Below are 21,533 nucleotides of genomic sequence, written 5' to 3' on the forward strand. Positions count from 1 at the left end.
CCCAACCTCCTTGTCAGCGGCGGGGGTCCCAGCGGAACCACCGCTGCACAGCAAACACGGCCAGTGCCGTCCAGACCAGCCCGGTCAACGCGGCGCCGAGCACGTCGGTGCCCTCGGGGCCGCCGAACCAGCCGGCCCGGATCAGGGTCATCACACCGGTCAGCGGCAGGTATTCGCAGACCGCGGCGAGCCGGTCGGGGAACAGGTCCAGCGGGATGAAGAGGCCCGAGCCCATCATCGAGACGAGGAACAGCGGCAGCGTCGTCAGCTGGGCGGTCTGCACGGTGCGGGTGATCACGGAGGTGACCGCGGCCAGGACCGTCAGCAGCACCACGCCCAACAGCAGCCCCGCCACCAGCAGTTCCGGTCGCTCCGGAGCGCCGAGGCCGAAGAAGGCTATGCCGGCGACGACGATCACCGCGCTCTGGGTCAGGGCGAGCGCGCCGGCCGGAAGGGCGGTCCCGGCCAGGATCTCCCCGTCGGTGACCTCGCCGGTGCGCAGCCGCTTCAGGACCAGCTCCTCGCGCCGGGCGACGTAGGCGGCGACCAGGTTCATGTAGACGGCCTGGATGAGCACCGTCCCGACGCCGCCCATGAGCGTCGCTCCGGCGACGGAGAGCCCGGTCCCGTCGAGGTCGACCTTCTCGAACGCCGACTTCATCGCCATGATCATCGCCGCCGGCATGAGGAGCGCGACGAAGATCGCCGTCCTGTTCCGGGCGAGCAGCGACAGCTCGGCCCGGCCGAGGGCCGTCAGCCGGCTCACGGCCGTCGTGCGCGCGGGGGCGGCGGCGTGGGCGGCGGGGGTGGTGGTCGCGGTCGTCATGGGACGGGCACCTCTTCGGTTTCGGCGGCGGACTTCGCGATGTCGAGGAACGCCTCTTCGAGCGAGGCGGAGCGGGCGTCGAGCCCGTGGAGCCGAACGTCCGAATCGGCGGCCCAGCGGAGCAGTTCGGCCAGGGCGTCCTGGAGGTGGTGCGTCCGTATCTCGATCCGGGGGCCCTCGGCGGCGGCGTGGAGCTCCAGGGGCAGCCGTGCCGCCGGAACGCCCTCGGGCAGTTCGAAGCGGATGCGGGCGGGGCGGGCGGCCGTCACCTCGGCCGTGGTGCCCGCGGTCACGATCCGGCCGCGGTGCATGATCGCCAGCCGGTCCGCGAGGGCTTCGGCCTCCTCCAGATAGTGCGTGGTGAGCAGCACGGTGGTGCCGTCCTCCTGGAGCCGGCGGACCAGCGCCCAGGTGTCGCGGCGGCCCTCCGCGTCGAGACCGGTGGTCGGCTCGTCCAGGAAGAGCACCTCGGGCCGGCCGAGCAGCGCCAGCGCCAGGTCGAGCCGCCGCCGCTCACCGCCCGAGAGCTGCTTGACCCGGACGCGGGCGCGGTGGCCGAGCCCGACCAGCTCCAGGGCCTCGTCGGTGGGCCGGGCGCCGCTGGTGCAGCCCGCCCACATCCGTACCGTCTCGGCGACCGACAGCTCGGACGGGAAGCCGCCTTCCTGGAGCATCACGCCTATCCGCGGGCGGACCTGCGAGCGCTCGGCACAGGGGTCGTGGCCCAGCACGCGGACCGTGCCGCCGTCAGGCCGGGCCAGACCCTCCAGAAGCTCGACGGTGGAGGTCTTGCCGGCCCCGTTCGTACCGAGGAGGGCGAAGAGCTCGCCGCGGGCCACGGAGAAGGAGACGCCGGACACGGCCTCGAAGCCGCCGGCGTAGCTGCGCCGGACGTCCACCGCCTGGATCACGCACTCTCGGGACATGTCGTCGCTGGTCATGTCTTCAGGTTTCCGTCCGCGCCGGGCCGGGGGCAGTGCGGACTGTCACCACCACTCATGACAAACGTCATGGGTGGTGACGCACGCACCGGGAAGACACAGGGAGCCGACCGGAAGAGAGCCAACCGGAAGAGAAGAGACGGGAACATGAAGAAGGCCCCGGTCGATTCCGACCAGGGCCTTCATATTCTGAGCGGACGACCAGGTTCGAACTGGCGACCTCAACCTTGGCAAGGTTGCGCTCTACCAACTGAGCTACGTCCGCATTGCAACCACTCGGCTTTCACCGGTGGAGCGAGCACTACTCTACCTGATCCACCGGAGTGGTCCTGCAAGTCGTGCAGAGCGGGTGACAGGAATTGCACACTGCGCCTTCCCCCTGGAAGGGGGATGTTCTGCTACTGAACTACACCCGCACGCTGCGTGGGGTTCGGCCTTTTCGGCCTTGCCCCTCGGCGTGTTCCAGACTCTATCCGACCTGCGGGGGTGTCGCGCAAGTCGGCTCCTCCGCAGGCCCTCGGCCGGCGCCCCGCCGGACCTGTCGCCGGGTCAACTCGCTTCCTGGAACGCCTCGTACACGCTCTTCGGGATGCGGCCCCGGGCGGGCACGTCCATCCGGTGCGAGCGGGCCCAGGCGCGCACCGCCGCCGGGTCGGGTGCGAGCGAGGTGTGCCGGTACGGAACGGGAGCCTTGCCGTGCTTGCCGGTGTTTGTCTGCTTGCGGCCGGCCGCCATGTACGGGGCCAGGGCGTTCCGCAGTTTCTTTGCGTTGGACGGATTGAGGTCGATCTCGTACGACTTCCCGTCCAGGGCGAAGGTGACCGTTTCCGCCGCCGTGCCCCCGTCGATGTCGTCGGAGAGTGTGACCACTACGCGCTGCGCCACGGATATCGGTCCTTTCCTACGGCATCGACGCGTCTGACATGCGCCGATGCCGGCCTTCCGGCTGAGAGCGCGGATGCGGGCCGACTGCTGTCGGTGCTCCGGGGCAATGCTGCATTCCCCGGTAATCATTTGTACAGCGACTGGTACCGCATTGTGAAGCCCGTCCAATTACTTCCGCGTGTCCGTCCGCTATGTGTGCCGCTCGTGAGCATTTGTTTCGCGGCTTTTCCACCGTCCGGTGATCGGCCGATATCTGGATGTGATCTATCCCGTTTGATATCTACCCGCGTAGAATTTCCGGCCAGGTACGCTGAGTGGACCCGCGGGGGTCCGGGGTACCCCCTCCGGAGAAACAGCCGCACCACACCACCACACCGGGAGTGCCAGTGGCACGCGTCGTAGTCGACGTCATGCTCAAGCCCGAGATCCTCGACCCGCAGGGACAGGCGGTGCAGCGCGCACTGCCCCGTCTCGGCTTCGAGGGAATCGCGGACGTACGTCAGGGAAAGCGTTTCGAGCTGGAGGTCGAGGGTCCGGTCGATGACGCCGCTCTCGCCCGTATTCACGAGATGGCGGAGACGTTCCTCGCCAACACCGTGATCGAGGACTTCACCGTCAAGGTGGAGAACGCCGAGGAGTCGAAGTGACTGCTCGTATCGGAGTCGTCACCTTTCCGGGCACGCTCGATGACCAGGACGCCCTGCGGGCCGTTCGCGTCGCGGGTGCGGAGCCCGTATCGCTGTGGCACCGCGACAAGGACCTGCACCAGGTCGACGCGGTGATCCTGGCGGGCGGTTTCTCGTACGGCGACTATCTGCGCGCCGGAGCCATCTCCCGGTTCTCGCCGGTCATGGAGACGGTGATCGAGCAGGCGAAGGCGGGCCTGCCGGTCCTCGGCATCTGCAACGGCTTCCAGATCCTGACCGAGGCGCACCTGCTGCCCGGCGCGATGCTGCGCAACAACCACCTGCACTTCGTCTGCCGCGACCAGACCCTGCGCGTCGAGAACGCGGCGACCGCCTGGACCTCGGACTACTCCGCGGGCCAGGAGATCTCCGTACCGCTCAAGAACATGGACGGCCGCTACACCGCCGACGAGCACACGCTCGACGCGCTGGAGGCCGAGGGCCGCGTCGCCTTCCGCTATGTCGGCCACAACCCGAACGGCTCGCTGCGCGACATCGCCGGCATCACCAACGCCGCGGGCAACGTCGTCGGCCTGATGCCGCACCCGGAGCACGCCGTGGAGCCGCTGATCGGCACCGGTCGCACCGACGGTCTCGGTTTCTTCACCTCGATCATCAAGAAGCTGGTCAACGCATGAGCCTGGACACGGTCGAGCACGCGGCCGAAACCCCGGACACCGCGCAGCCCTGGAAGGAGCTCGGCCTCAAGGAGGACGAGTACGCGCGCATCCGCGAGATCCTGGGCCGCCGTCCCACCGGCGCAGAGCTCGCCATGTACTCCGTGATGTGGTCCGAGCACTGCTCGTACAAGAGCAGCAAGGTCCACCTCAAGCAGTTCGGCGAGAAGGTCCCCGCCAACGACGCCATGCTCGTCGGCATCGGTGAGAACGCCGGTGTGGTCGACGTCGGTCAGGGGTACGCGGTCACCTTCAAGGTCGAGTCGCACAACCACCCCTCGTACATCGAGCCCTACCAGGGCGCGGCGACCGGCGTCGGCGGCATCGTCCGCGACATCCTCGCCATGGGCGCCCGCCCGGTCGCCGTCGTGGACCCGCTGCGCTTCGGCGCTGCCGACCATCCGGACACCAAGCGGGTCCTGCCGGGTGTGGTCGCGGGCATCGGCGGGTACGGCAACTGCCTCGGTCTGCCGAACATCGGCGGCGAGGTCGTTTTCGACGCCTGCTATCAGGGAAACCCGCTCGTCAACGCCGGCTGCATCGGTGTGATGAAGCACGAGGACATCCACCTCGCGCAGGCTTCCGGCCCCGGCAACAAGGTCATCCTGTACGGCGCCCGCACCGGCGGCGACGGCATCGGCGGCGTCTCCGTGCTGGCCTCGGAGACCTTCGAGTCGACCGGCCCGGCCAAGCGCCCGGCCGTCCAGGTCGGCGACCCGTTCCAGGAGAAGCTCCTCATCGAGTGCACCCTGGAGATCTTCAAGGAGAAGCTCGTCGCGGGCATCCAGGACCTCGGCGGCGCCGGGCTCTCCTGCGCCACGTCCGAGCTGGCCTCCGCGGGCTCCGGCGGCATGCGCGTCGAGCTGGACACCGTGCCGCTGCGCGACTCCTCCCTCTCGCCCGAGGAAATCCTCATGAGCGAGTCGCAGGAGCGCATGTGCGCCATCGTCGAGCCGCAGCACGTCGACCGCTTCCTGGAGATCTGCGAGAAGTGGGACGTCATCGCCACCGTCATCGGTGAGGTGACCGAGGGCTCGCAGCTGGAGATCTTCTGGCACGGCGAGCAGATCGTGGACGTGCCGCCGCGGTCCGTCGCCCACGAGGGCCCGACGTACCACCGCCCGTTCGCCCGCCCGTCCTGGCAGGACGCGCTCCAGGCCGACGACGCCGGCAAGCTGGCCCGCCCGGCGAACGGCGCGGAGCTGCGCGAGCAGGTCCTCAAGCTGGTCGCCTCGCCGAACCAGGCGTCGAAGTCCTGGATCACGGACCAGTACGACCGGTTCGTGCAGGGCAACACCGTGCTCGCGATGCCCGAGGACGCCGGCATGGTCCGCATCGACGAGGAGTCCAACCTCGGCGTGGCCATGGCGACCGACGGCAACGGCCGGTACGCGAAGCTCGACCCGTACACCGGTGCGCAGCTCGCGCTGGCGGAGTCGTACCGGAACGTCGCCGCGACCGGTGCCAAGCCGCTCGCGATCTCGGACTGCCTGAACTTCGGTTCGCCCGAGGACCCGGACGTCATGTGGCAGTTCGCCGAGGCCACCCGCGGTCTCGCGGACGGCTGCCTGGAGCTGGGCACTCCGGTCACCGGCGGCAACGTCTCGCTGTACAACCAGACCGGTGAGACGGCGATCCACCCGACGCCGGTCGTGGCCGTGCTCGGTGTGATCGACGACGTCACGCGGCGTACGCCGGTCGCCTTCGGGGAAGAGGGCCAGCTCCTCTGCCTGCTGGGCGACACGCGTGAGGAGTTCGGCGGCTCGGCCTGGTCCGAGGTCGTCCACAACCACCTCGGCGGGATGCCGCCCAAGGTGGACCTGGGCCGGGAGAAGCTGCTCGCCGAGATCCTGATCTCGGCCTCCCGCGACGGCATGATCGACGCGGCGCACGACCTGTCGGACGGCGGCCTGATCCAGGCGGTCACCGAATCCTGCCTGCGCGGCGGGAAGGGTGCCCGGCTGGTCGTGCCGGACGGCCTCGACGCGTTCACGCTGCTGTTCTCCGAGTCCGCGGGCCGCGCGGTCGTCTCGGTGCCGCGCAGCGAGGAGCTGCGGTTCAACGACATGTGCGGGGCGCGCGGTCTGCCCGTGACCCGCATCGGTGTCGTGGACGGCGACGCGATCGAGATCCAGGGCGAGTTCAGCATCCCGCTGAGCGAGCTGCGCACGGCGCACGAGGAGACGATCCCGGCGCTCCTCGCGTAGTTCCCGGACCGCACACGCCGAAACCCCCGACCGGTTCCGCCCGGCCGGGGGTTTTCGCGTGGTGCGTACGGGGAAGCGCGGGGCCCCGCTGGGGGGGGGCGGAGGCGGTTCGGCCCTGCTCGTACGGGGAAGGGTCAGGTCCTCGTACGGGTGCCGGGCAGCCGGATCGCCAGGACCAGGGCGAGGAGCATCGCGCCGGTGGCGCAGGCGAAGACCACGTCCGTGGAGGAGACGAAGGCGTCCAGGGCCCGGTCGCGGGCGGCCCCGGTGAGGCGGCCGATGTCGCTGGTCGTTCCGCCGGGGCCCTCGGCGGCGTACACCCTGCTGAGTACGGCTCCGAAGAGGGAGGCGCCCAGGGCCGTGCCGAGGGTCTGGAAGAAGCGGACCCCGGTGGTGGCGACGCCCAGCTGGGCCGGCGGGGCGGTGTCCTGGACGAGCTCGATCAGCTGGCCGATGAGCTGGCCGAAGCCGATCCCCATGAGCAGCAGCGCGCCGCGCACGGTCCACAGCCCGGTGTCCGTGTCGAGCGTGGTCAGCAGGGCGAGGGCGGCCGAGGCGAAGACCGTGCCGCTGACGACGAAGGTCTTCTGCGACCAGCCGGCCGCGACCAGGCGCCCGGAGAGGAGCCCGACGACGGTCATGCCGATCGCCATCGGGACCAGGAAGAGACCGGCCGAGGTCGCGGCGACCCCGCGGACCACCTGGAGGTAGATCATCACGTAGACGATCGACCCCATCATCGCGACGCCGACCAGACCCTGGACCGCGAAGCCGTACCGCATGAGCCGCAGCCGGAAGAGCGAGAGCGGCAGGATCGGTTCGGCGGCCGTGGCCTGGCGCCACAGGAACAGACCGAGCGCGACGACGGCGGCGACGGCGAGGCCGACGATGACCGGCGAGGTCCACGCGTAGTCCTCGCCGCCCCACTCGGTGACCAGGAGCAGCGCGGTGGAGAAGGTGGCGGCGAGACCCGCGCCGAGGAAGTCGATGCGGTGGCGGGTGGTGCGGACGGGGAGCTTCACCACGAAGGCCGCGGCGATCAGCACGGCGATGCCGACGGGCAGGTTGACGTAGAAGATCCAGCGCCAGCCCGCGTGGTCGGCGAGGGCACCGCCCAGCCAGGGGCCGAGCGCCATGCCCGCACCGGCGATGATCCCGCCGATGCTGCCCTTCTTGCCGCCGCCCTCGGCCTTGGAGCCCCCGCCCTCCTTGGGGCCCGCCGTGCCGAGCTGACGCAGGACGACCATCGTGACGCTCATCAGCCCGCCGCCGCCGATGCCCTGGAAGGCGCGTGCGGCGATCAGCTCGCCCATGGACTGGGCCATTCCGCAGAGCGCGGACCCGGTGAGGAAGGTGGCGAGCGCGCCGATGAAGACCTTCTTCGAGCCGAGGGTGTCGCAGAGCTTGCCGTACAGGGGCAGTGCGGCGGTCGCGGCGAGCTGGTAGGCGGCGATCAGCCAGGGGATCCGGTCGACGCCGTGCACCGGGTCGAGGTCGCGGACGATCGGGACGGTCGCCGAGGACACGATGTTCGAGTCCAGGACGGCCAGCAGGATCGTGACGATGCAGAGCGCCACGGCGATCGTGACGCTCCGGCCGCCGGGCTGCTGTCCGTCCGCGGTCGTCGGCCGTGGCGCGGACGCTGTGACTGTTCCGGGCATGACTGGATCCCCCCTGCCGGGCGGTGCTGACGCGCACCGCTGTGGTGAGCCCACTGTTCACGGTATTCATGTACTGAGTCAAGTTTTTAGCTCGGATTAATTTTTATCCTGGTACAGTGCCGCCATGACCGAGGGGATGGGCCTGCGCGAGCGCAAGAAGAGGGAAACCCGGCGGCGGCTGCTGGAAACGGCCACCAAGCTCTTCTCCGAGCGCGGGTTCGACCAGGTCTCCGTCGCGGAGATCGCCGACGCGGCCGATGTATCGAAAATGACCGTCTTCAACTACTTCGACAGCAAGGAAGACCTGGTCTTCGCGCCGCTGGAGGAGCACGTCGGCGACGCCGCCCGGATCGTGCGGGAGCGCGCGCCCGGTGAATCGGCGGTCGCGGCCCTGCGCCGGCAGTTCGTGGCGGCGGTCGAACGTCACGACCCCGCGGTGGGCATGGGGGATTCACCGGTGGCGCTCGGCATCGTGCGGCTCATCCTGGAGACGCCCGCCCTGCTCACCCGCGCCCACTCCTACTTCGTACGTACGCAGGACCAGCTCACCGAGGCCCTGATCGAGGAGGGCGAGGAGCCGGTCATCGCGCGCATCGTCGCTTCCCAGCTCCTCGGTACGCGAAACGCGCTGCTCACCGAGAACCGCAGGCGCCTGCTGGCCGGCGAACCGGCTGCCGCGGTCGTCCCCGACGCCGTCGCCCTGGCCCACCGGGGCTTCGACCTGCTGGAGAAGGGCCTCGGCGACTACGCGACGCGCGCCTGACCCCGGGGCACCGGACGCGGGGCGGACGCCCTGTCGGTGCCGCGTCGTAGGCTCCCGGCATGCCGCCCTCGCAGAAGCGCGCCCGTCGCTACGACCCGGCCAGGAACCGTGCCGCGATCCTCGCCCAGTTCGCCCACGTCCGGGACGGCGTGCGCACGCTGACCCCGCAGCAGCTCGCCGCGCCGAGCGGGCTCGGTGACTGGACGGTGCGCGAGCTCGCCGCGCACATCGCCATGGCTCTCTCGCACGTCAGCCGGACGCTGGAGCTTCCCGCCCCGGCCCTCGCCAAACCCGAGGTGTCCCTCCTGGAGTGGCCGTTCACCACAGCGGCCCGCGCCCCCGAGATCGCGGACGACACCGCCGAATGGGCCGCCACCGCCACCGCCACCGACCTGGACGCGCTCTACGCGGAGGTCGGCGCCCGCTTCGAGGCCCTGGTGACCGGCGCCCCCGAGGACCGGCTGCTGGCCACCCGGGTCGGGGCGATGCGCCTCGGCGACTTCCTGGTCACCCGCACCGTGGAGCTGGTCGTCCACACCTGGGACCTCAACGAGGCGACCGGGCTCTCCGTTCTGTACGACCGGCAGGCACTCGCCTCGTGCAGCAGGCTCCTGGCCGACGCGCTGGCCGAGCGGGCGCCCGGCGGCTCGGTCGAGGTCCGGGTGCCGCCGTTCGCGGTGGTGCAGTGCGTCCAGGGGCCGCGCCACACCCGGGGCACCCCGCCCAACGTCGTCGAGACCGACCCGCTCACCTGGATACGGCTCGCGACCGGGCGTACGGAGTGGGCGCGGGAGGTCGAAGCGGCCAAGGTCACCGCGAGCGGCGAGCGCGCGGATCTCTCCGGGCTGCTGCCGCTGATGGGCTGACCCCGCCCCGGACGCCCGGCAGGCGCCCCGAGATGCCGCATACCGGGCGGCCATGGTGTGAGGCTCGCCACGAAACGACCGGTCGGGCTGCTTGCCCCCGGCGCCCGGAGGACGGCTCACGCAGTGCCACGACGGGCCTCTTCACGGGGTCTTCCGGGTGGCCGGAACCGGTCGGTCGATGGCCGGTGATCCGGGCGTCGCCTGCCCTGTGGCGGTTGCCGCGCGTAGATCGGGGAAGGCCCGCGATTACCGTGTGTGACCGTTCCGAGGGGTGTGGGAGCGCGCTTCCGGGGTGCTTCGCCGGTGGTGGGGCGGAGGATCCCCAATTCGGACCAGTGGTCGACCTCGCCTACACTCGATGGCGTGCCTCGTGGTGATGGACGACTCAACCACGACCTGCTCCCCGGCGAGAAGGGCCCCCAGGACGCTTGCGGCGTCTTCGGTGTCTGGGCTCCGGGCGAAGAGGTCGCCAAGCTCACCTATTTCGGACTGTATGCCCTGCAGCACCGTGGACAGGAGTCCGCGGGCATCGCAGTGAGCAACGGGTCCCAGATCCTGGTCTTCAAGGACATGGGACTGGTCTCGCAGGTCTTCGACGAAACTTCCCTGGGATCGCTCCAGGGCCATATCGCGGTCGGTCATGCCCGCTACTCCACCACCGGTGCCTCGGTGTGGGAGAACGCGCAGCCGACGTTCCGTGCGACCGCGCACGGCTCGATCGCCCTCGGTCACAACGGGAACCTGGTCAACACGGCCCAGCTCGCGGAGATGGTCGCCGACCTCCCGCGCAAGGACGGCCGTGCCACCCAGGTCGCCGCGACCAACGACACCGACCTGGTGACCGCGCTGCTCGCCGGCCAGACCGACGACGACGGCAAGCCGCTGACCATCGAGGAGGCCGCCGGCAAGGTGCTTCCCGAGGTCCGGGGCGCCTTCTCCCTGGTCTTCATGGACGAACACACGCTCTACGCCGCCCGTGACCCGCAGGGCATCCGCCCGCTGGTCCTCGGCCGCCTGGAGCGCGGCTGGGTCGTCGCGTCGGAGTCCGCCGCCCTCGACATCTGCGGTGCCAGCTTCGTCCGCGAGATCGAGCCGGGCGAGATGGTCGCCATCGACGAGAACGGTCTGCGTACCTCGCGATTCGCGGAAGCGAAGCCCAAGGGCTGTGTCTTCGAGTACGTCTACCTGGCGCGCCCCGACACCGACATCGCGGGCCGCAACGTCTATCTCTCCCGGGTGGAGATGGGCCGCAAGCTGGCCGCCGAGGCGCCCGTCGAGGCGGACCTGGTCATAGCGACCCCGGAATCCGGCACCCCGGCCGCCATCGGCTACGCGGAGGCCAGCGGGATTCCGTTCGGCGCCGGCCTGGTGAAGAACGCCTACGTCGGCCGGACCTTCATCCAGCCGTCCCAGACGATCCGCCAGCTGGGCATTCGCCTCAAGCTGAACCCGCTCAAGGAAGTCATCAAGGGCAAGCGCCTGGTGGTCGTGGACGACTCGATCGTCCGCGGCAACACCCAGCGCGCACTGGTCCGGATGCTCCGTGAGGCCGGCGCCGCCGAGATCCACATCCGGATTTCGTCCCCGCCGGTGAAGTGGCCCTGCTTCTTCGGCATCGACTTCGCGACCCGCGCCGAGCTGATCGCCAACGGCATGTCCGTCGAGGAGATCGGCACGTCGATGGGCGCCGACTCGCTCGCGTACATCTCGATCGACTCGATGATCGAGGCGACGACGATCGACAAGCCGAACCTCTGCCGCGCCTGCTTCGACGGCGAGTACCCGATGGAGCTCCCGGACCCGGAGCTGCTCGGCAAGCAGCTGCTGGAGACCGAGCTGGCGGCGGGCCCCGCGGCGACCGCGGCGTCCGACGCGCTGCGGCGTCCGTGACCCGGACCGTCCGGCAGCCCTTCCCTCAGCCCCGTATCTCCACACGAAAGATCCCAGGCAATGTCTGAGACAACAGGTGCTTCCTACGCGGCAGCGGGCGTCGACATCGAGGCCGGCGACCGCGCCGTCGAGCTGATGAAGGAGTGGGTGAAGAAGACACAGCGCCCCGAGGTCGCGGGTCTCGGTGGCCTCGGCGGCTTCGCCGGTCTCTTCGACGCCTCGGCGCTCAAGCGTTACGAGCGTCCGCTCCTGGCCTCCGCCACGGACGGCGTCGGCACCAAGGTCGACCTCGCCCGCCAGATGGGCGTGTACGACACGATCGGTCACGACCTCGTCGGCATGGTCGTGGACGACCTCGTCGTCTGCGGCGCCGAGCCGCTGTTCATGACCGACTACATCTGCGTCGGCAAGGTGCACCCCGAGCGTGTCGCGGCCATCGTCAAGGGCATCGCCGAGGGCTGTGTGCTGGCCGGCTGCGCGCTGGTCGGCGGCGAGACGGCCGAGCACCCGGGTCTGCTGGGCGCGGACGATTTCGACGTGGCCGGAGCGGGTACGGGTGTGGTCGAGGCCGACCGCCTGCTGGGCCCCGACCGCATCCGCGAGGGTGACGCCGTGATCGCCATGGCGTCCTCCGGGCTTCACTCGAACGGGTACTCGCTCGTCCGCCATGTGGTGTTCGACCGGGCCGGCTGGACGCTGGACCGCCAGGTCGAGGAGTTCGGCCGGACCCTGGGCGAGGAGCTCCTGGAGCCGACCCGGATCTACTCGCTGGACTGCCTGGCCCTCACCCGTACGACCGAGGTGCACGGCTTCAGCCACGTCACCGGCGGCGGCCTGGCCAACAACCTGGCCCGGGTCATCCCGGACACCCTGCGCGCCACGGTGGACCGCTCCACGTGGACCCCGGGCGCGGTGTTCGACCTCGTCGGCAAGGCCGGCCAGGTCGAGCGGCTGGAGCTGGAGAAGACGCTCAACATGGGCGTCGGCATGATCGCGGTCGTCCCCGCCGAGTCCGTGGACGCGGCCCTCACGACGCTGGCCGACCGGGGTGTCGACTCCTGGGTCGCCGGTGAGATCACCGCCCGGGGCGACCACACGACCGGCGCCGAGCTGGTGGGTTCGTACGCACGCTGAGCGGGAACACCGGCCGGGCCGACGGGCCCGGCCGGTCACCGGCCGCCTCGCCCTTCCCGTACGTGAGCAGCGCGAACCTTCCGTATGCGGGCAGCACAAAACCCGGTCCGGAGAAGCTCCGAACCGGGGTGATGTGTCAGCGCGAGGTCAAGCGCCGCGGCGCTTGGACGACGGACCGGACTGGTCGTTCTCGTCCTCGTCCTCGTCGTTGTTGTACAGATCCGCGTACTGTGCGTACGGGTCATCTTCCTCGTCGTCGTCCTCGAACGGCTCCGCGTTCGGTGGCTGACTCGAAGTCGATGCGCCCAGCTCATTGGCCAGACGCGACAGGTCCGTCCCGCCGCTGCTGTACTTCAGCTGGCGGGCGACCTTTGTCTGCTTGGCCTTTGCCCGGCCGCGCCCCATGGCTCGACCCCCTCGGTGACGGGGCTCGACGGCCCCAGAGTCTTGACACGCGTTCATGTTTCAGGACGGACTCTCGGTAGAGAGACCGTGCCTGTAGAGCTTTAACGGTACCTGCTTCCGCGGCCATACGGTACGCCGCCCGCATCACGCGCCCCGGAAGAGGACCCGCGAGACGCCCCGTCCTCGCTGGTCAACTGCGATTTTAACCTCTTATCGGCAGGCGACCCGCCGACCGGCGTGAGTCTTGTCTCGCCGGTCGGCGGGCCGCGGCCCGCCGGAGGGGTGCCGGCTCAGCCGCGGCGCGCGTCCGCCATCCGCTGTTCGGCGATCCGGTCGGCCGCCGCGGCCGGCGGAATGCCGTCTTCCTTCGCACGTGCGAATATGGCCAGCGTGGTGTCGAAGATCTTGGTGGCCTTCGCCTTGCACCGGTCGAAGTCGAAGCCGTGCAGCTCGTCGGCGACCTGGATGACCCCGCCCGCGTTCACCACGTAGTCGGGCGCGTACAGGATGGCGCGGTCGGCCAGGTCCTTCTCGACGCCCGGGTGCGCGAGCTGGTTGTTGGCCGCGCCGCACACCACCTTCGCGGTGAGCACCGGCACGGTGTCGTCGTTGAGGGCGCCGCCCAGCGCGCACGGGGCGTAGATGTCCAGGTCCTCGGTGCGGATCAGCGCCTCGGTGTCCGCCGCGACGGCGACCCCGGGGTGCTTGTCGGTGATCCGGCGGACGGACTCCTCGCGCACATCGGTGATCACGACCTCGGCGCCGTCCGCGAGCAGGTGCTCGACCAGGTAGTGGCCGACCTTGCCGACACCGGCGACCCCCACTTTTCGGCCACGCAGCGTCGGGTCGCCCCACAGGTGCTGGGCCGAGGCCCGCATGCCCTGGAAGACGCCGAACGCGGTGAGCACCGACGAGTCGCCGGCGCCGCCGTTCTCGGGGGAGCGGCCGGTGGTCCAGCGGCACTCGCGCGCCACGACGTCCATGTCGGCAACATAGGTGCCGACGTCGCAGGCCGTCACGTACCGGCCGCCGAGCGAGGCGACGAACCGGCCGTAGGCCAGCAGCAGTTCCTCGCTCTTGATCTGCTCGGGGTCGCCGATGATGACGGCCTTGCCGCCCCCGTGGTCGAGCCCGGCCAGGGCGTTCTTGTACGACATGCCGCGCGCGAGGTTCAGCGCGTCGGTGACGGCCTCGGCCTCGGAGGCGTACGGGTAGAAGCGGGTGCCGCCGAGGGCGGGGCCCAGGGCGGTGGAGTGGAGGGCGATGACGGCCTTGAGGCCGCTGGCCCGGTCCTGGCAGAGGACGACTTGTTCGTGTCCGCCCTGGTCCGAGTGGAACAGGGTGTGCAGGACATCGACAGGCGCGCCGGTCACATCGGTCACTGTGGTGACTCCCAAGTACGAAGCGGCGGAAAGACCCTCCTGAAGGTGGGGAGGGCCCACCGGTCCGGCCGCGTGGGCCGGCCCGGTGGGCAAGAGCGTAAGTCCTACCCCCACGTAGATCTGTTCCAGTGCCAAGGATCACCCCCTACCGGGGGACAGGCGTGACACGATCACCGCATGTCGGTGGTGTCTTCGGTGCTGGTTCCCTACGCGTCCTACCTCCGGGTGTACGAGCCACTGGCGGCCTTCCCGGAGGGCGAGCGCGCCCACTGGGCCCGCTATGCGGCCCGCGACCGGATGCCCACGGCACAGGACGAACTCAGGCGCTCGCTGGCGGACTTGGCGGCGACCCCGCCCGCCGGGGTGCCGGTGCACGAGAGTGCCGACGCGTTCGTGGCCGAGGTGGACGGCGTGGTGTGCGTGTGCCCGTGGCGGACCCGGCTGCGCGGCTGGCTGGCGCTGGACGGGCTGGCGGAGCTGTTCCCCGGGCCGGTGCTCGACGCGGTGCTGCCGCCGGTGGTGCGCGGGCAGGCGCTGGCCGACCACGAGCGCTGGGCGGAGCGCAATCCGGACGCCCGGCCGTGGATCAGGACGGCGGTGTGGCAGGTTCCGGTGCGCTGGTTCGTGCTGTTCGCGGACGAGGAGCGGGAGCATGTGGTGGCCGGTCCGGACGGGGAGCCTCCGGTGTTCCGGTACCGGACGCCGATGGTCGAGGCGCGGCGCCGGCTGGCCCGGTCGCTGCGGACACTGCGGGAGACGATGGACGAGGGTCCGCTGACCGCGGGGCTCGTGGACATCGGGCGGTGGCTGGAGGAGTTCCACCCGCGCTCGCTCGTGGAGCTGGACTACGGCGGGCTCGTGCACGCGCTGCCGGAGCGGGAGCTCAGCGTCGACCGGAGCGCGGCCGACGTGGCGGAGGGGATCGCCGCGCTGCGGGCGGGGGACGCGGAGCGGGCGGCCGAGGCGTACGCGCGTCTCGCGGAGCGCTGGCGGGCCGTAAGGGACCGTCAGTTCGCCAACTGACCGCCGCGGCACCTTGTACGGACGGCTCGTGAACCGGTGTCGGATGTGACACGTGTGGGTGAAGGGGCGGAAGGGGTCCAGGGGGTGGCGGGACCTACGTCCCGAACCGGGCCTTTGCCTCAACCGTGATGGATAGCACTTACGGGGCCCTTGCGCCCTTCCCTACCCCTCGTGCCAAAATAGGACAAGGAGTCCGGTGAGGACTCTATCCGTCCATGTATGGGCGGATCACTCAGCATTGCACGCTATGGGGGGTCTGATGACTCCTGATCGCTCTGTGACTGATCGTCACGGTGGTGTGACTGTCCGCTATGGCATGGTCCATCGGCTTTCCGTCGCTGATGGACACCTGGGAGGGCAATTCCATCGGTTTGGCCGACCGGGCTGGACGGATGGTGTAGTTGTAGTGCCGAGGACAAGCCGTTCGTCCTATAACCGACTCGGCCCGCGTCCGCCATTTCGGGCAACGTGGGTCAAGGTGCAGAATTTAGAGGAAAGAACCGAGATGGTTCGGTTCTCCCGAGGAGGCCGCTCATGACCGCTCGCACCCCTGATGCCGAGCCGCTGCTGACCCCGGCTGAGGTTGCCACGATGTTCCGCGTGGACCCGAAGACGGTTACCCGTTGGGCGAAGGCAGGCAAGCTCACGTCCATCCGCACGCTCGGTGGGCATCGCCGGTACCGCGAGGCAGAGGTCCGCGCACTGCTTGCGGGTATTCCGCAGCAGCGCAGCGAGGCCTGACAAACCCCCTGTCACCCCGTCACACCTGGGCTTTTGGGTCCCCCAACCCACTTGCTCACCCATAGCTCCATATGACGGGCGCCCGCCCCAACGGGCGCCATACCTGTGCCGTACGGGTCATGTCATCCGATCGCGCTGGACTCCGCCGGGTCCAGCGCGATTTTTTTTGCGCCTGGAACGGCTCGGCCTTGCGTCTGCCCCCCGTCGGCTTACGGCACCGTTTGCACAGCCGGGCCCCGGCGGCCGGGGCCTCGCCGTGGGGTGTCGGCGTGCGGTGCGGGGGCAACCGGAGGACATCCCTCCGGGGAGTGCAATTGCACATATTAAATTCGCTAGTTGTAGGAAGGGTGTAAAGGACCCCCTTCTCAAAACTGATTCAGTGACACCCGTCACACCACGCAAGTGTTGCCAACTACGAGCCTGTCACTGTGAGGAAGTCGACGCCCGCGCCGAAGGTCATGTCGTAGGAGGACTTACGTCCCCGCTTCGCGACGGCTGTACGGGGACCCGTCGGCGCCTCGTGGGCGCCTCGTGGGCGGCTCGGACGGTCCGGCGAGCCGATCGGGCGTCCGGGCGGCCTGCGGGGCCGTCACGGGCTCCATGGCGAGCCTCAGCAGCCGGGCGCAGACCGCGCAGTGCCGGGTGAGGTGCCGGTAGCCGGAGGCGGCGGCCAGATGTGCGCGCAGCAGCGCGCGGACGTCGTGCCTGGGCGCCCTCGCGCGGCCCTGTTTTCGCTCGCGCCGGCTCTCGCCCGTGGATGCCCCCATCGCGCCACCTCCCGGTGGATGCGCGCCGCCCCGCTCCGGGAATCCGGGGCGGCCCCTGGTTTCTGAGTACTCGTCGGCGGGCACCGCAGTCAAGACGCGCGAAAGCCCGGATCGATGCGATCCGGGCTTTCGTTCTGCGGTCCTGACGGGATTTGAACCCGCGGCCTCCACCTTGACAGGGTGGCGAGCACTCCTAACTGCTCCACAGGACCAGGTTTCGCCGCCTTCCTTGCGTCCGGCTGCGAAAACAGACTGTACAGGAGTTCAGCGGGTGCGGTCGAACTCACTCCGGGTGGCAGTTCCGTTACGGAGACGCGCTAGGGTGCGGCGGCGTCGATCGCCTTCACGATCCGCTTGTCCGAGACCGGGAACGCGGTGCCCAGGGCGTGCGCGAAGTAGCTCACCCGCAGCTCCTCGATCATCCACCGGATGTCCAGTACCTCCTGCGGGACGGGCCGACCCTTGGGCAGCTGCTCCAGCAGCCAGGCGTACTCGTCCTGCATCTCGTGGACCTTCTCCATGCGCGTGGTGTCGCGCTGGACGTTGGTCGGCATCTGCTGGAGCCTGCGGTCCTCCGCCACCAGGTAGCGCATCAGATCGGGCAGCCTGCGCAGCCCGGCCGCGGTGACGAAGCCGGCCGGCATCAGGCGCGCCAGGTGGTCGCGTACGTCCGTGACGTTGTTGATCAGGACCAGGCTGTTGGTGGCCTTCAGCCGGCGCTCGCACGCCTGCCAGGCCGCCAGGATCTGCTGTACCTGGCCGATCGTGCGCACGGTCAGGTCCACCAGGTCCGCGCGCACCTTGTCGTACAGCGTCCGGAACGACGCCTCGTCCCAGGCGGGGCCGCCGTGCGCCGCGATCAGCCGGTCGGCGGCCGCCGTCGCGCAGTCGTCGAACAGGGCCTGGATGGAGCCGTGCGGATTGCGGGACAGGGCCAGCTTCTGCTGGTTCGTCAGCTTGTCCGACGCGAACTTCGCCGGGTTCACCGGGATGTTCAGCAGGATCAGCTTCCGGGTGCCGCGCCACATCGCCTGCGCCTGCTCGGCCTCGGTGTCGAAGAGGCGTACGGCGACTGTCTCTCCCTGGTCGACGAGCGCGGGATACGCCTTGACCGGCTGGCCGGCCCTGCGGGTCTCGAAGACCTTGTTCAGCGTGCCGATCGTCCAGTCCTTCAGGCCCGAGCGCTCGATGGATTCGCCGGAGGGCCCCGCGGTGGCCGCGGCGGCCTTGGAGAGGGCCTGGCGGGCCTTCGGGCGCAGCCGGAGCTTCAGCGCCTCCAGGTCCTTGTCCTCGGCGACCCTGCGGCGCCGCTCGTCCACGATCCGGAAGGTGATCTTGAGGTGGTCCGGGACCCGGCTCAGGTCGAAGTCGTCCGCGGTGACCGGGACCCCGACCATCCGCTGGAGCTCACGGGCCAGCGTCACCGGCAGCGGCTCCTGGAGGGGCACGGCCCGGTCCAGGAACTTGTCCGCGTAGTTCGGCGCGGGTACGTAGTGCCGGCGGATCGGCTTCGGCAGCGAGCGGATCAGCTCGGTGACGACCTCCTCGCGCAGGCCCGGGATCTGCCAGTCGAAGCCCTCCGACGTGACCTGGTTCAGTACCTGAAGCGGAATGTGGATGGTCACACCGTCGGCGTCCGCGCCGGGCTCGAACTGGTAGGTCACCCGGAACTTGAGCTTCCCCTGCCGCCAGGAGTCCGGGTAGTCGTCCTTGGTGACGGCCCCGGCCTTCTCGTTGATGAGCATCGAGCGCTCGAAGTCGAGCGCGTCCGGCTCGTCACGCCGCTTGTGCTTCCACCAGGAGTCGAAATGGGCCCCGGACACGATGTGTTCGGGGATGCGCTGGTCGTAGAAGTCGAACAGCGTCTCGTCGTCCACGAGGATGTCGCGGCGCCGGGCGCGGTGCTCCAGCTCCTCGACCTCGCCGAGCAGTTTGCGGTTGTCGTGGAAGAACTGGTGGTGCGTGCGCCAGTCGCCCTCGACCAGGGCGTTGCGGATGAAGAGGTCCCGCGAGGTCTCCTGGTCGATCCGGCCGAAATTGATCTTGCGCTGGGCGACGATCGGCACGCCGTACAGCGTGACCCGCTCGTAGGCCATCACCGCGGCCTGGTCCTTCTCCCAGTGCGGTTCGCTGTAGGTGCGCTTCAGCAGATGCTGGGCCAGCGGCTCGATCCACTCCGGCTCGACCTTGGCGTTGACCCGCGCCCAGAGCCGGGACGTCTCCACGAGCTCCGCCGACATCACGAACCGCGGCTGCTTCTTGAACAGTGCCGAACCGGGGAAGATCGCGAACTTGGCGCTGCGGGCGCCCAGGTACTCGTTCTTCTCGGTGTCCTTGAGACCGATGTGCGACAGCAGCCCGGCCAGCAGCGAGGTGTGCACCGACTGCTCGGGCGCGTCCTCCTCATTGAGCTCGATGCCCATCTGCTTGGCCACCGTGCGCAGCTGGGCGTAGATGTCCTGCCACTCACGGATACGGAGGAAGTTCAGATACTCCTGCTTGCACATCCGGCGGAAGCTGGAGGAGCCGCGCTCCTTCTGTTGCTCGCGGATATAGCGCCACAGGTTCAGGAAGGCCAGGAAGTCGGAGGTCTCGTCCTTGAACCGGGCATGCTGCTGGTCGGCCTGGGTCTGCTTGTCGGAGGGCCGCTCGCGCGGGTCCTGGATGGAGAGCGCGGCGGCGATGACCATGACCTCGCGGACGCAGCCGTTGCGGTCGGCCTCCACGACCATACGGGCGAGGCGCGGGTCCACCGGCAGCTGCGAGAGCTTGCGGCCGAGCGGGGTGAGCCGCTTCTTCGGGTCCTTCTCCGCGGCGTCGAGGGCGCCGAGCTCCTGGAGCAGCTGCACGCCGTCGCGGATGTTGCGGTGGTCCGGCGGGTCGATGAAGGGGAACTTCTCGATGTCGCCGAGGCCGGCGGCGGTCATCTGGAGGATGACGGAGGCCAGGTTCGTACGAAGGATCTCCGCGTCGGTGAACTCCGGGCGGGTCAGGAAGTCGTCCTCGGAGTACAGCCGGATGCAGATGCCGTCCGAGGTACGGCCGCAGCGGCCCTTGCGCTGGTTGGCGCTGGCCTGCGAGATCCGCTCGATCGGCAGCCGCTGGACCTTGGTGCGGTGGCTGTAGCGGGAGATGCGGGCGGTGCCCGGGTCGATCACGTACTTGATGCCGGGGACGGTCAGCGAGGTCTCGGCGACGTTGGTGGCCAGCACGATCCTGCGGCCGGTGTGGCGCTGGAACACCCGGTGCTGCTCGGCGTGCGACAGGCGCGCGTAGAGGGGGAGCACCTCGGTGTTGCGCAGGTTCCGTTTGCCGAGCGCGTCGGCGGTGTCGCGGATCTCGCGCTCGCCGGAGAGGAAGACCAGGACGTCCCCGGGGCCCTCGGACTGGAGCTCGTCCACGGCGTCGCAGATCGCGGTGATCTGATCGCGGTCGGCGTCGTCCGTGTCTTCGGTGGCCTCTTCGAGCAGCGGACGGTAGCGGACCTCGACCGGATACGTACGCCCGCTGACCTCGATGATCGGGGCGTCGCCGAAGTGGCGCGAGAAGCGTTCCGGGTCGATGGTCGCGGAGGTGACGACGACCTTCAGATCGGGGCGCCGGGGCAGCAGCCGGGCCAGATAGCCGAGCAGGAAGTCGATGTTCAGCGACCGCTCGTGGGCCTCGTCGATGATGATCGTGTCGTACGCCAGCAGCTCGCGGTCCGTCTGGATCTCGGCGAGCAGGATGCCGTCCGTCATCAGCTTGACGAAGGTCGCGTCCGGGTTCACCTGGTCGGTGAAGCGGACCTTCCAGCCGACGGTTTCGCCGAGCGGCGTCTTCAGCTCGTCGGCGATCCGCTCGGCCACCGTGCGCGCGGCGATCCGGCGCGGCTGGGTGTGCCCGATCATGCCCCGGAGGCCCCGGCCCAGCTCCATGCAGATCTTGGGGATCTGGGTGGTCTTGCCGGACCCGGTCTCACCGGCGACGATCACGACCTGGTGGTCGCGTATCGCCTCCAGGATCTCGTCCTTCTTCTGGCTGACCGGGAGCTGTTCGGGGTACGTGATGGCGGGCATCCGGCCGGCCCGCTGCGTGAGCCGCCCGGCTGCCTTGTCCGCCTGGGCGGCGATCTCGTCCAGCACGGCCCGCTGGGCCTCGGGCTTGCGAATACGGCGGGCGCCTTCGAGGCGGCGGCCGAGCCGGTTCGCGTCACGGAGCGAGAGCTGCGCGAGCCGGGACTGGAGATCGGCGAAGGAAGTAGACATACGGATCCCAGGATCTCACCCGGGCCGGACGAAGGGCGAACCCATTTCGGGCGACGGTCCGGCATGGCGAAGGCCCCATCCGGTGGACGGGGCCTTCGGGTGGTGGCTGGGGCCGGGATCGAACCGGCGACCTATCGCTTTTCAGGCGATCGCTCGTACCAACTGAGCTACCCAGCCACAAGGTTTCACGTGAAACCTCAGCGGTCCTGACGGGATTTGAACCCGCGGCCTCCACCTTGACAGGGTGGCGAGCACTCCTAACTGCTCCACAGGACCAAGCAATGTGCGAGACCAAGTCTCGCACACGTTCAAGCGTGCCCCCAACGGGATTCGAACCCGTGCTACCGCCTTGAAAGGGCGGCGTCCTGGGCCACTAGACGATGAGGGCTAAGGGCCCACCTGCGCGCCTTGCAGCGCGTCGGGGACGTGAGA

The 21,533-nt window shown here is 69.6% G+C and carries 17 protein-coding genes and 6 tRNA genes; 9 read left to right on the forward strand and 14 right to left on the reverse strand.

Annotation, left to right across the window (positions count from 1 at the left end; genetic code table 11):
- Positions 1-13 precede the first annotated feature (13 nt).
- The 5 genes from OG338_RS15435 to OG338_RS15455 form a co-directional block, all read right to left on the reverse strand.
- Complete coding sequence (locus OG338_RS15435) at positions 14-826, reverse strand: ABC transporter permease (RefSeq protein ID WP_405937879.1); 813 nt, start codon at positions 824-826, stop codon at positions 14-16.
- Entirely contained in the window at positions 823-1,767 is a 945-nt protein-coding gene (locus OG338_RS15440; protein WP_405937880.1) for an ABC transporter ATP-binding protein, read from the reverse strand. The genes OG338_RS15435 and OG338_RS15440 overlap by 4 nt, the downstream gene beginning before the upstream one ends.
- Before the next feature lie 192 nt (positions 1,768-1,959).
- Positions 1,960-2,032, reverse strand: a tRNA-Gly gene (locus OG338_RS15445).
- A gap of 79 nt (positions 2,033-2,111) precedes the next feature.
- Positions 2,112-2,183: transfer RNA gene (locus tag OG338_RS15450), tRNA-Gly, on the reverse strand.
- 133 nt (positions 2,184-2,316) lie between these two features.
- The gene (locus OG338_RS15455) at positions 2,317-2,652 is read right to left on the reverse strand and encodes an Lsr2 family protein (RefSeq protein ID WP_405937881.1); all 336 of its coding nucleotides are present in this window, start codon (positions 2,650-2,652) and stop codon (positions 2,317-2,319) included.
- A gap of 386 nt (positions 2,653-3,038) precedes the next feature.
- On the opposite strand from OG338_RS15455, the gene purS reads away from it, so the two are divergent.
- Genes purS through purL form a run of 3 tightly spaced genes read left to right on the forward strand, consistent with a single transcriptional unit; the run spans position 3,039 to position 6,222 of the window.
- On the forward strand, positions 3,039-3,299 hold the full coding sequence (purS, locus tag OG338_RS15460; protein WP_018521910.1) for a phosphoribosylformylglycinamidine synthase subunit PurS: 261 nt from the start codon (positions 3,039-3,041) through the stop codon (positions 3,297-3,299).
- The gene (purQ, locus tag OG338_RS15465; protein WP_405937882.1) at positions 3,296-3,976 is read left to right on the forward strand and encodes a phosphoribosylformylglycinamidine synthase subunit PurQ; all 681 of its coding nucleotides are present in this window, start codon (positions 3,296-3,298) and stop codon (positions 3,974-3,976) included. Before purS ends, purQ begins: the two co-directional genes overlap by 4 nt.
- Positions 3,973-6,222, forward strand: coding sequence for a phosphoribosylformylglycinamidine synthase subunit PurL (gene purL / locus OG338_RS15470; RefSeq protein WP_405937883.1), 2,250 nt, complete (start codon positions 3,973-3,975; stop codon positions 6,220-6,222). The genes purQ and purL overlap by 4 nt, the downstream gene beginning before the upstream one ends.
- 134 nt (positions 6,223-6,356) lie before the next feature.
- Here purL and OG338_RS15475 read toward each other — a convergent pair whose 3' ends face one another.
- Positions 6,357-7,883, reverse strand: a complete 1,527-nt coding sequence (locus OG338_RS15475; protein ID WP_405937884.1) for an MFS transporter — start codon at positions 7,881-7,883, stop codon at positions 6,357-6,359.
- Between the two features lie 124 nt (positions 7,884-8,007).
- Here OG338_RS15475 and OG338_RS15480 point away from each other — a divergent pair, with 124 nt between their 5' ends.
- From OG338_RS15480 to purM, 4 genes are all read left to right on the forward strand, one after another.
- Positions 8,008-8,646: a TetR/AcrR family transcriptional regulator gene (locus tag OG338_RS15480; protein ID WP_405937885.1), complete on the forward strand. Its 639-nt coding sequence runs from the start codon at positions 8,008-8,010 to the stop codon at positions 8,644-8,646.
- Between the two features lie 59 nt (positions 8,647-8,705).
- Entirely contained in the window at positions 8,706-9,512 is an 807-nt protein-coding gene (locus OG338_RS15485) for a sterol carrier family protein (RefSeq protein ID WP_405937886.1), read from the forward strand.
- Positions 9,513-9,875: 363 nt separating this feature from the next.
- On the forward strand, positions 9,876-11,402 hold the full coding sequence (purF, locus tag OG338_RS15490; RefSeq protein ID WP_405937887.1) for an amidophosphoribosyltransferase: 1,527 nt from the start codon (positions 9,876-9,878) through the stop codon (positions 11,400-11,402).
- A gap of 60 nt (positions 11,403-11,462) precedes the next feature.
- Positions 11,463-12,536, forward strand: coding sequence for a phosphoribosylformylglycinamidine cyclo-ligase (gene purM / locus OG338_RS15495; protein WP_405937888.1), 1,074 nt, complete (start codon positions 11,463-11,465; stop codon positions 12,534-12,536).
- A gap of 147 nt (positions 12,537-12,683) precedes the next feature.
- On the opposite strand, the gene OG338_RS15500 is transcribed toward purM, so the two are convergent.
- Positions 12,684-12,941, reverse strand: a complete 258-nt coding sequence (locus tag OG338_RS15500; protein ID WP_018101730.1) for a DUF3073 domain-containing protein — start codon at positions 12,939-12,941, stop codon at positions 12,684-12,686.
- 290 nt (positions 12,942-13,231) lie between these two features.
- Positions 13,232-14,323 (reverse strand): Leu/Phe/Val dehydrogenase, encoded by a 1,092-nt coding sequence (locus tag OG338_RS15505; protein ID WP_405937889.1) that lies wholly within the window; start codon positions 14,321-14,323, stop codon positions 13,232-13,234.
- A 177-nt stretch (positions 14,324-14,500) separates the two neighbouring features.
- Between OG338_RS15505 and OG338_RS15510 the strand changes: the two genes are divergently transcribed.
- Complete coding sequence (locus tag OG338_RS15510; RefSeq protein ID WP_405937890.1) at positions 14,501-15,346, forward strand: hypothetical protein; 846 nt, start codon at positions 14,501-14,503, stop codon at positions 15,344-15,346.
- Positions 15,347-15,880: 534 nt separating this feature from the next.
- The gene (bldC, locus tag OG338_RS15515; RefSeq protein WP_003949541.1) at positions 15,881-16,087 is read left to right on the forward strand and encodes a developmental transcriptional regulator BldC; all 207 of its coding nucleotides are present in this window, start codon (positions 15,881-15,883) and stop codon (positions 16,085-16,087) included.
- A 473-nt stretch (positions 16,088-16,560) separates the two neighbouring features.
- On the opposite strand, the gene OG338_RS15520 is transcribed toward bldC, so the two are convergent.
- From OG338_RS15520 to OG338_RS15545, 6 genes are all read right to left on the reverse strand, one after another.
- Positions 16,561-16,854, reverse strand: coding sequence for a DUF6274 family protein (locus OG338_RS15520; protein WP_405937891.1), 294 nt, complete (start codon positions 16,852-16,854; stop codon positions 16,561-16,563).
- Positions 16,855-16,991: 137 nt separating this feature from the next.
- Positions 16,992-17,066, reverse strand: a tRNA-Asp gene (locus OG338_RS15525).
- Between the two features lie 105 nt (positions 17,067-17,171).
- Complete coding sequence (hrpA, locus tag OG338_RS15530) at positions 17,172-21,101, reverse strand: ATP-dependent RNA helicase HrpA (RefSeq protein WP_405937892.1); 3,930 nt, start codon at positions 21,099-21,101, stop codon at positions 17,172-17,174.
- Between the two features lie 100 nt (positions 21,102-21,201).
- A tRNA-Phe gene (locus OG338_RS15535) sits at positions 21,202-21,278 on the reverse strand.
- Between the two features lie 24 nt (positions 21,279-21,302).
- Positions 21,303-21,377: transfer RNA gene (locus tag OG338_RS15540), tRNA-Asp, on the reverse strand.
- A gap of 39 nt (positions 21,378-21,416) precedes the next feature.
- Positions 21,417-21,489, reverse strand: a tRNA-Glu gene (locus tag OG338_RS15545).
- Between the last annotated feature and the right edge of the window lie 44 nt (positions 21,490-21,533).

The sequence above is a fragment of the Streptomyces sp. NBC_00726 genome (genome assembly GCF_045161735.1).
Taxonomy (GTDB): Bacteria; Actinomycetota; Actinomycetes; order Streptomycetales; family Streptomycetaceae; genus Streptomyces.

Bases quoted from the DNA above. Each gene is read 5' to 3' on its own strand.
- purM (WP_405937888.1), top strand. From the start codon at position 11,463: ATGTCTGAGACAACAGGTGCTTCCTACGCGGCAGCGGGCGTCGACATC.
- OG338_RS15520 (WP_405937891.1), bottom strand. From the start codon at position 16,854: ATGGGGGCATCCACGGGCGAGAGCCGGCGCGAGCGAAAACAGGGCCGC.
- bldC (WP_003949541.1), top strand. From the start codon at position 15,881: ATGACCGCTCGCACCCCTGATGCCGAGCCGCTGCTGACCCCGGCTGAG.
- OG338_RS15510 (WP_405937890.1), top strand. From the start codon at position 14,501: ATGTCGGTGGTGTCTTCGGTGCTGGTTCCCTACGCGTCCTACCTCCGG.
- OG338_RS15485 (WP_405937886.1), top strand. From the start codon at position 8,706: ATGCCGCCCTCGCAGAAGCGCGCCCGTCGCTACGACCCGGCCAGGAAC.
- purL (WP_405937883.1), top strand. From the start codon at position 3,973: ATGAGCCTGGACACGGTCGAGCACGCGGCCGAAACCCCGGACACCGCG.
- hrpA (WP_405937892.1), bottom strand. From the start codon at position 21,101: ATGTCTACTTCCTTCGCCGATCTCCAGTCCCGGCTCGCGCAGCTCTCG.
- OG338_RS15475 (WP_405937884.1), bottom strand. From the start codon at position 7,883: ATGCCCGGAACAGTCACAGCGTCCGCGCCACGGCCGACGACCGCGGAC.
- OG338_RS15480 (WP_405937885.1), top strand. From the start codon at position 8,008: ATGACCGAGGGGATGGGCCTGCGCGAGCGCAAGAAGAGGGAAACCCGG.
- OG338_RS15435 (WP_405937879.1), bottom strand. From the start codon at position 826: ATGACGACCGCGACCACCACCCCCGCCGCCCACGCCGCCGCCCCCGCG.
- OG338_RS15440 (WP_405937880.1), bottom strand. From the start codon at position 1,767: ATGACCAGCGACGACATGTCCCGAGAGTGCGTGATCCAGGCGGTGGAC.
- OG338_RS15500 (WP_018101730.1), bottom strand. From the start codon at position 12,941: ATGGGGCGCGGCCGGGCAAAGGCCAAGCAGACAAAGGTCGCCCGCCAG.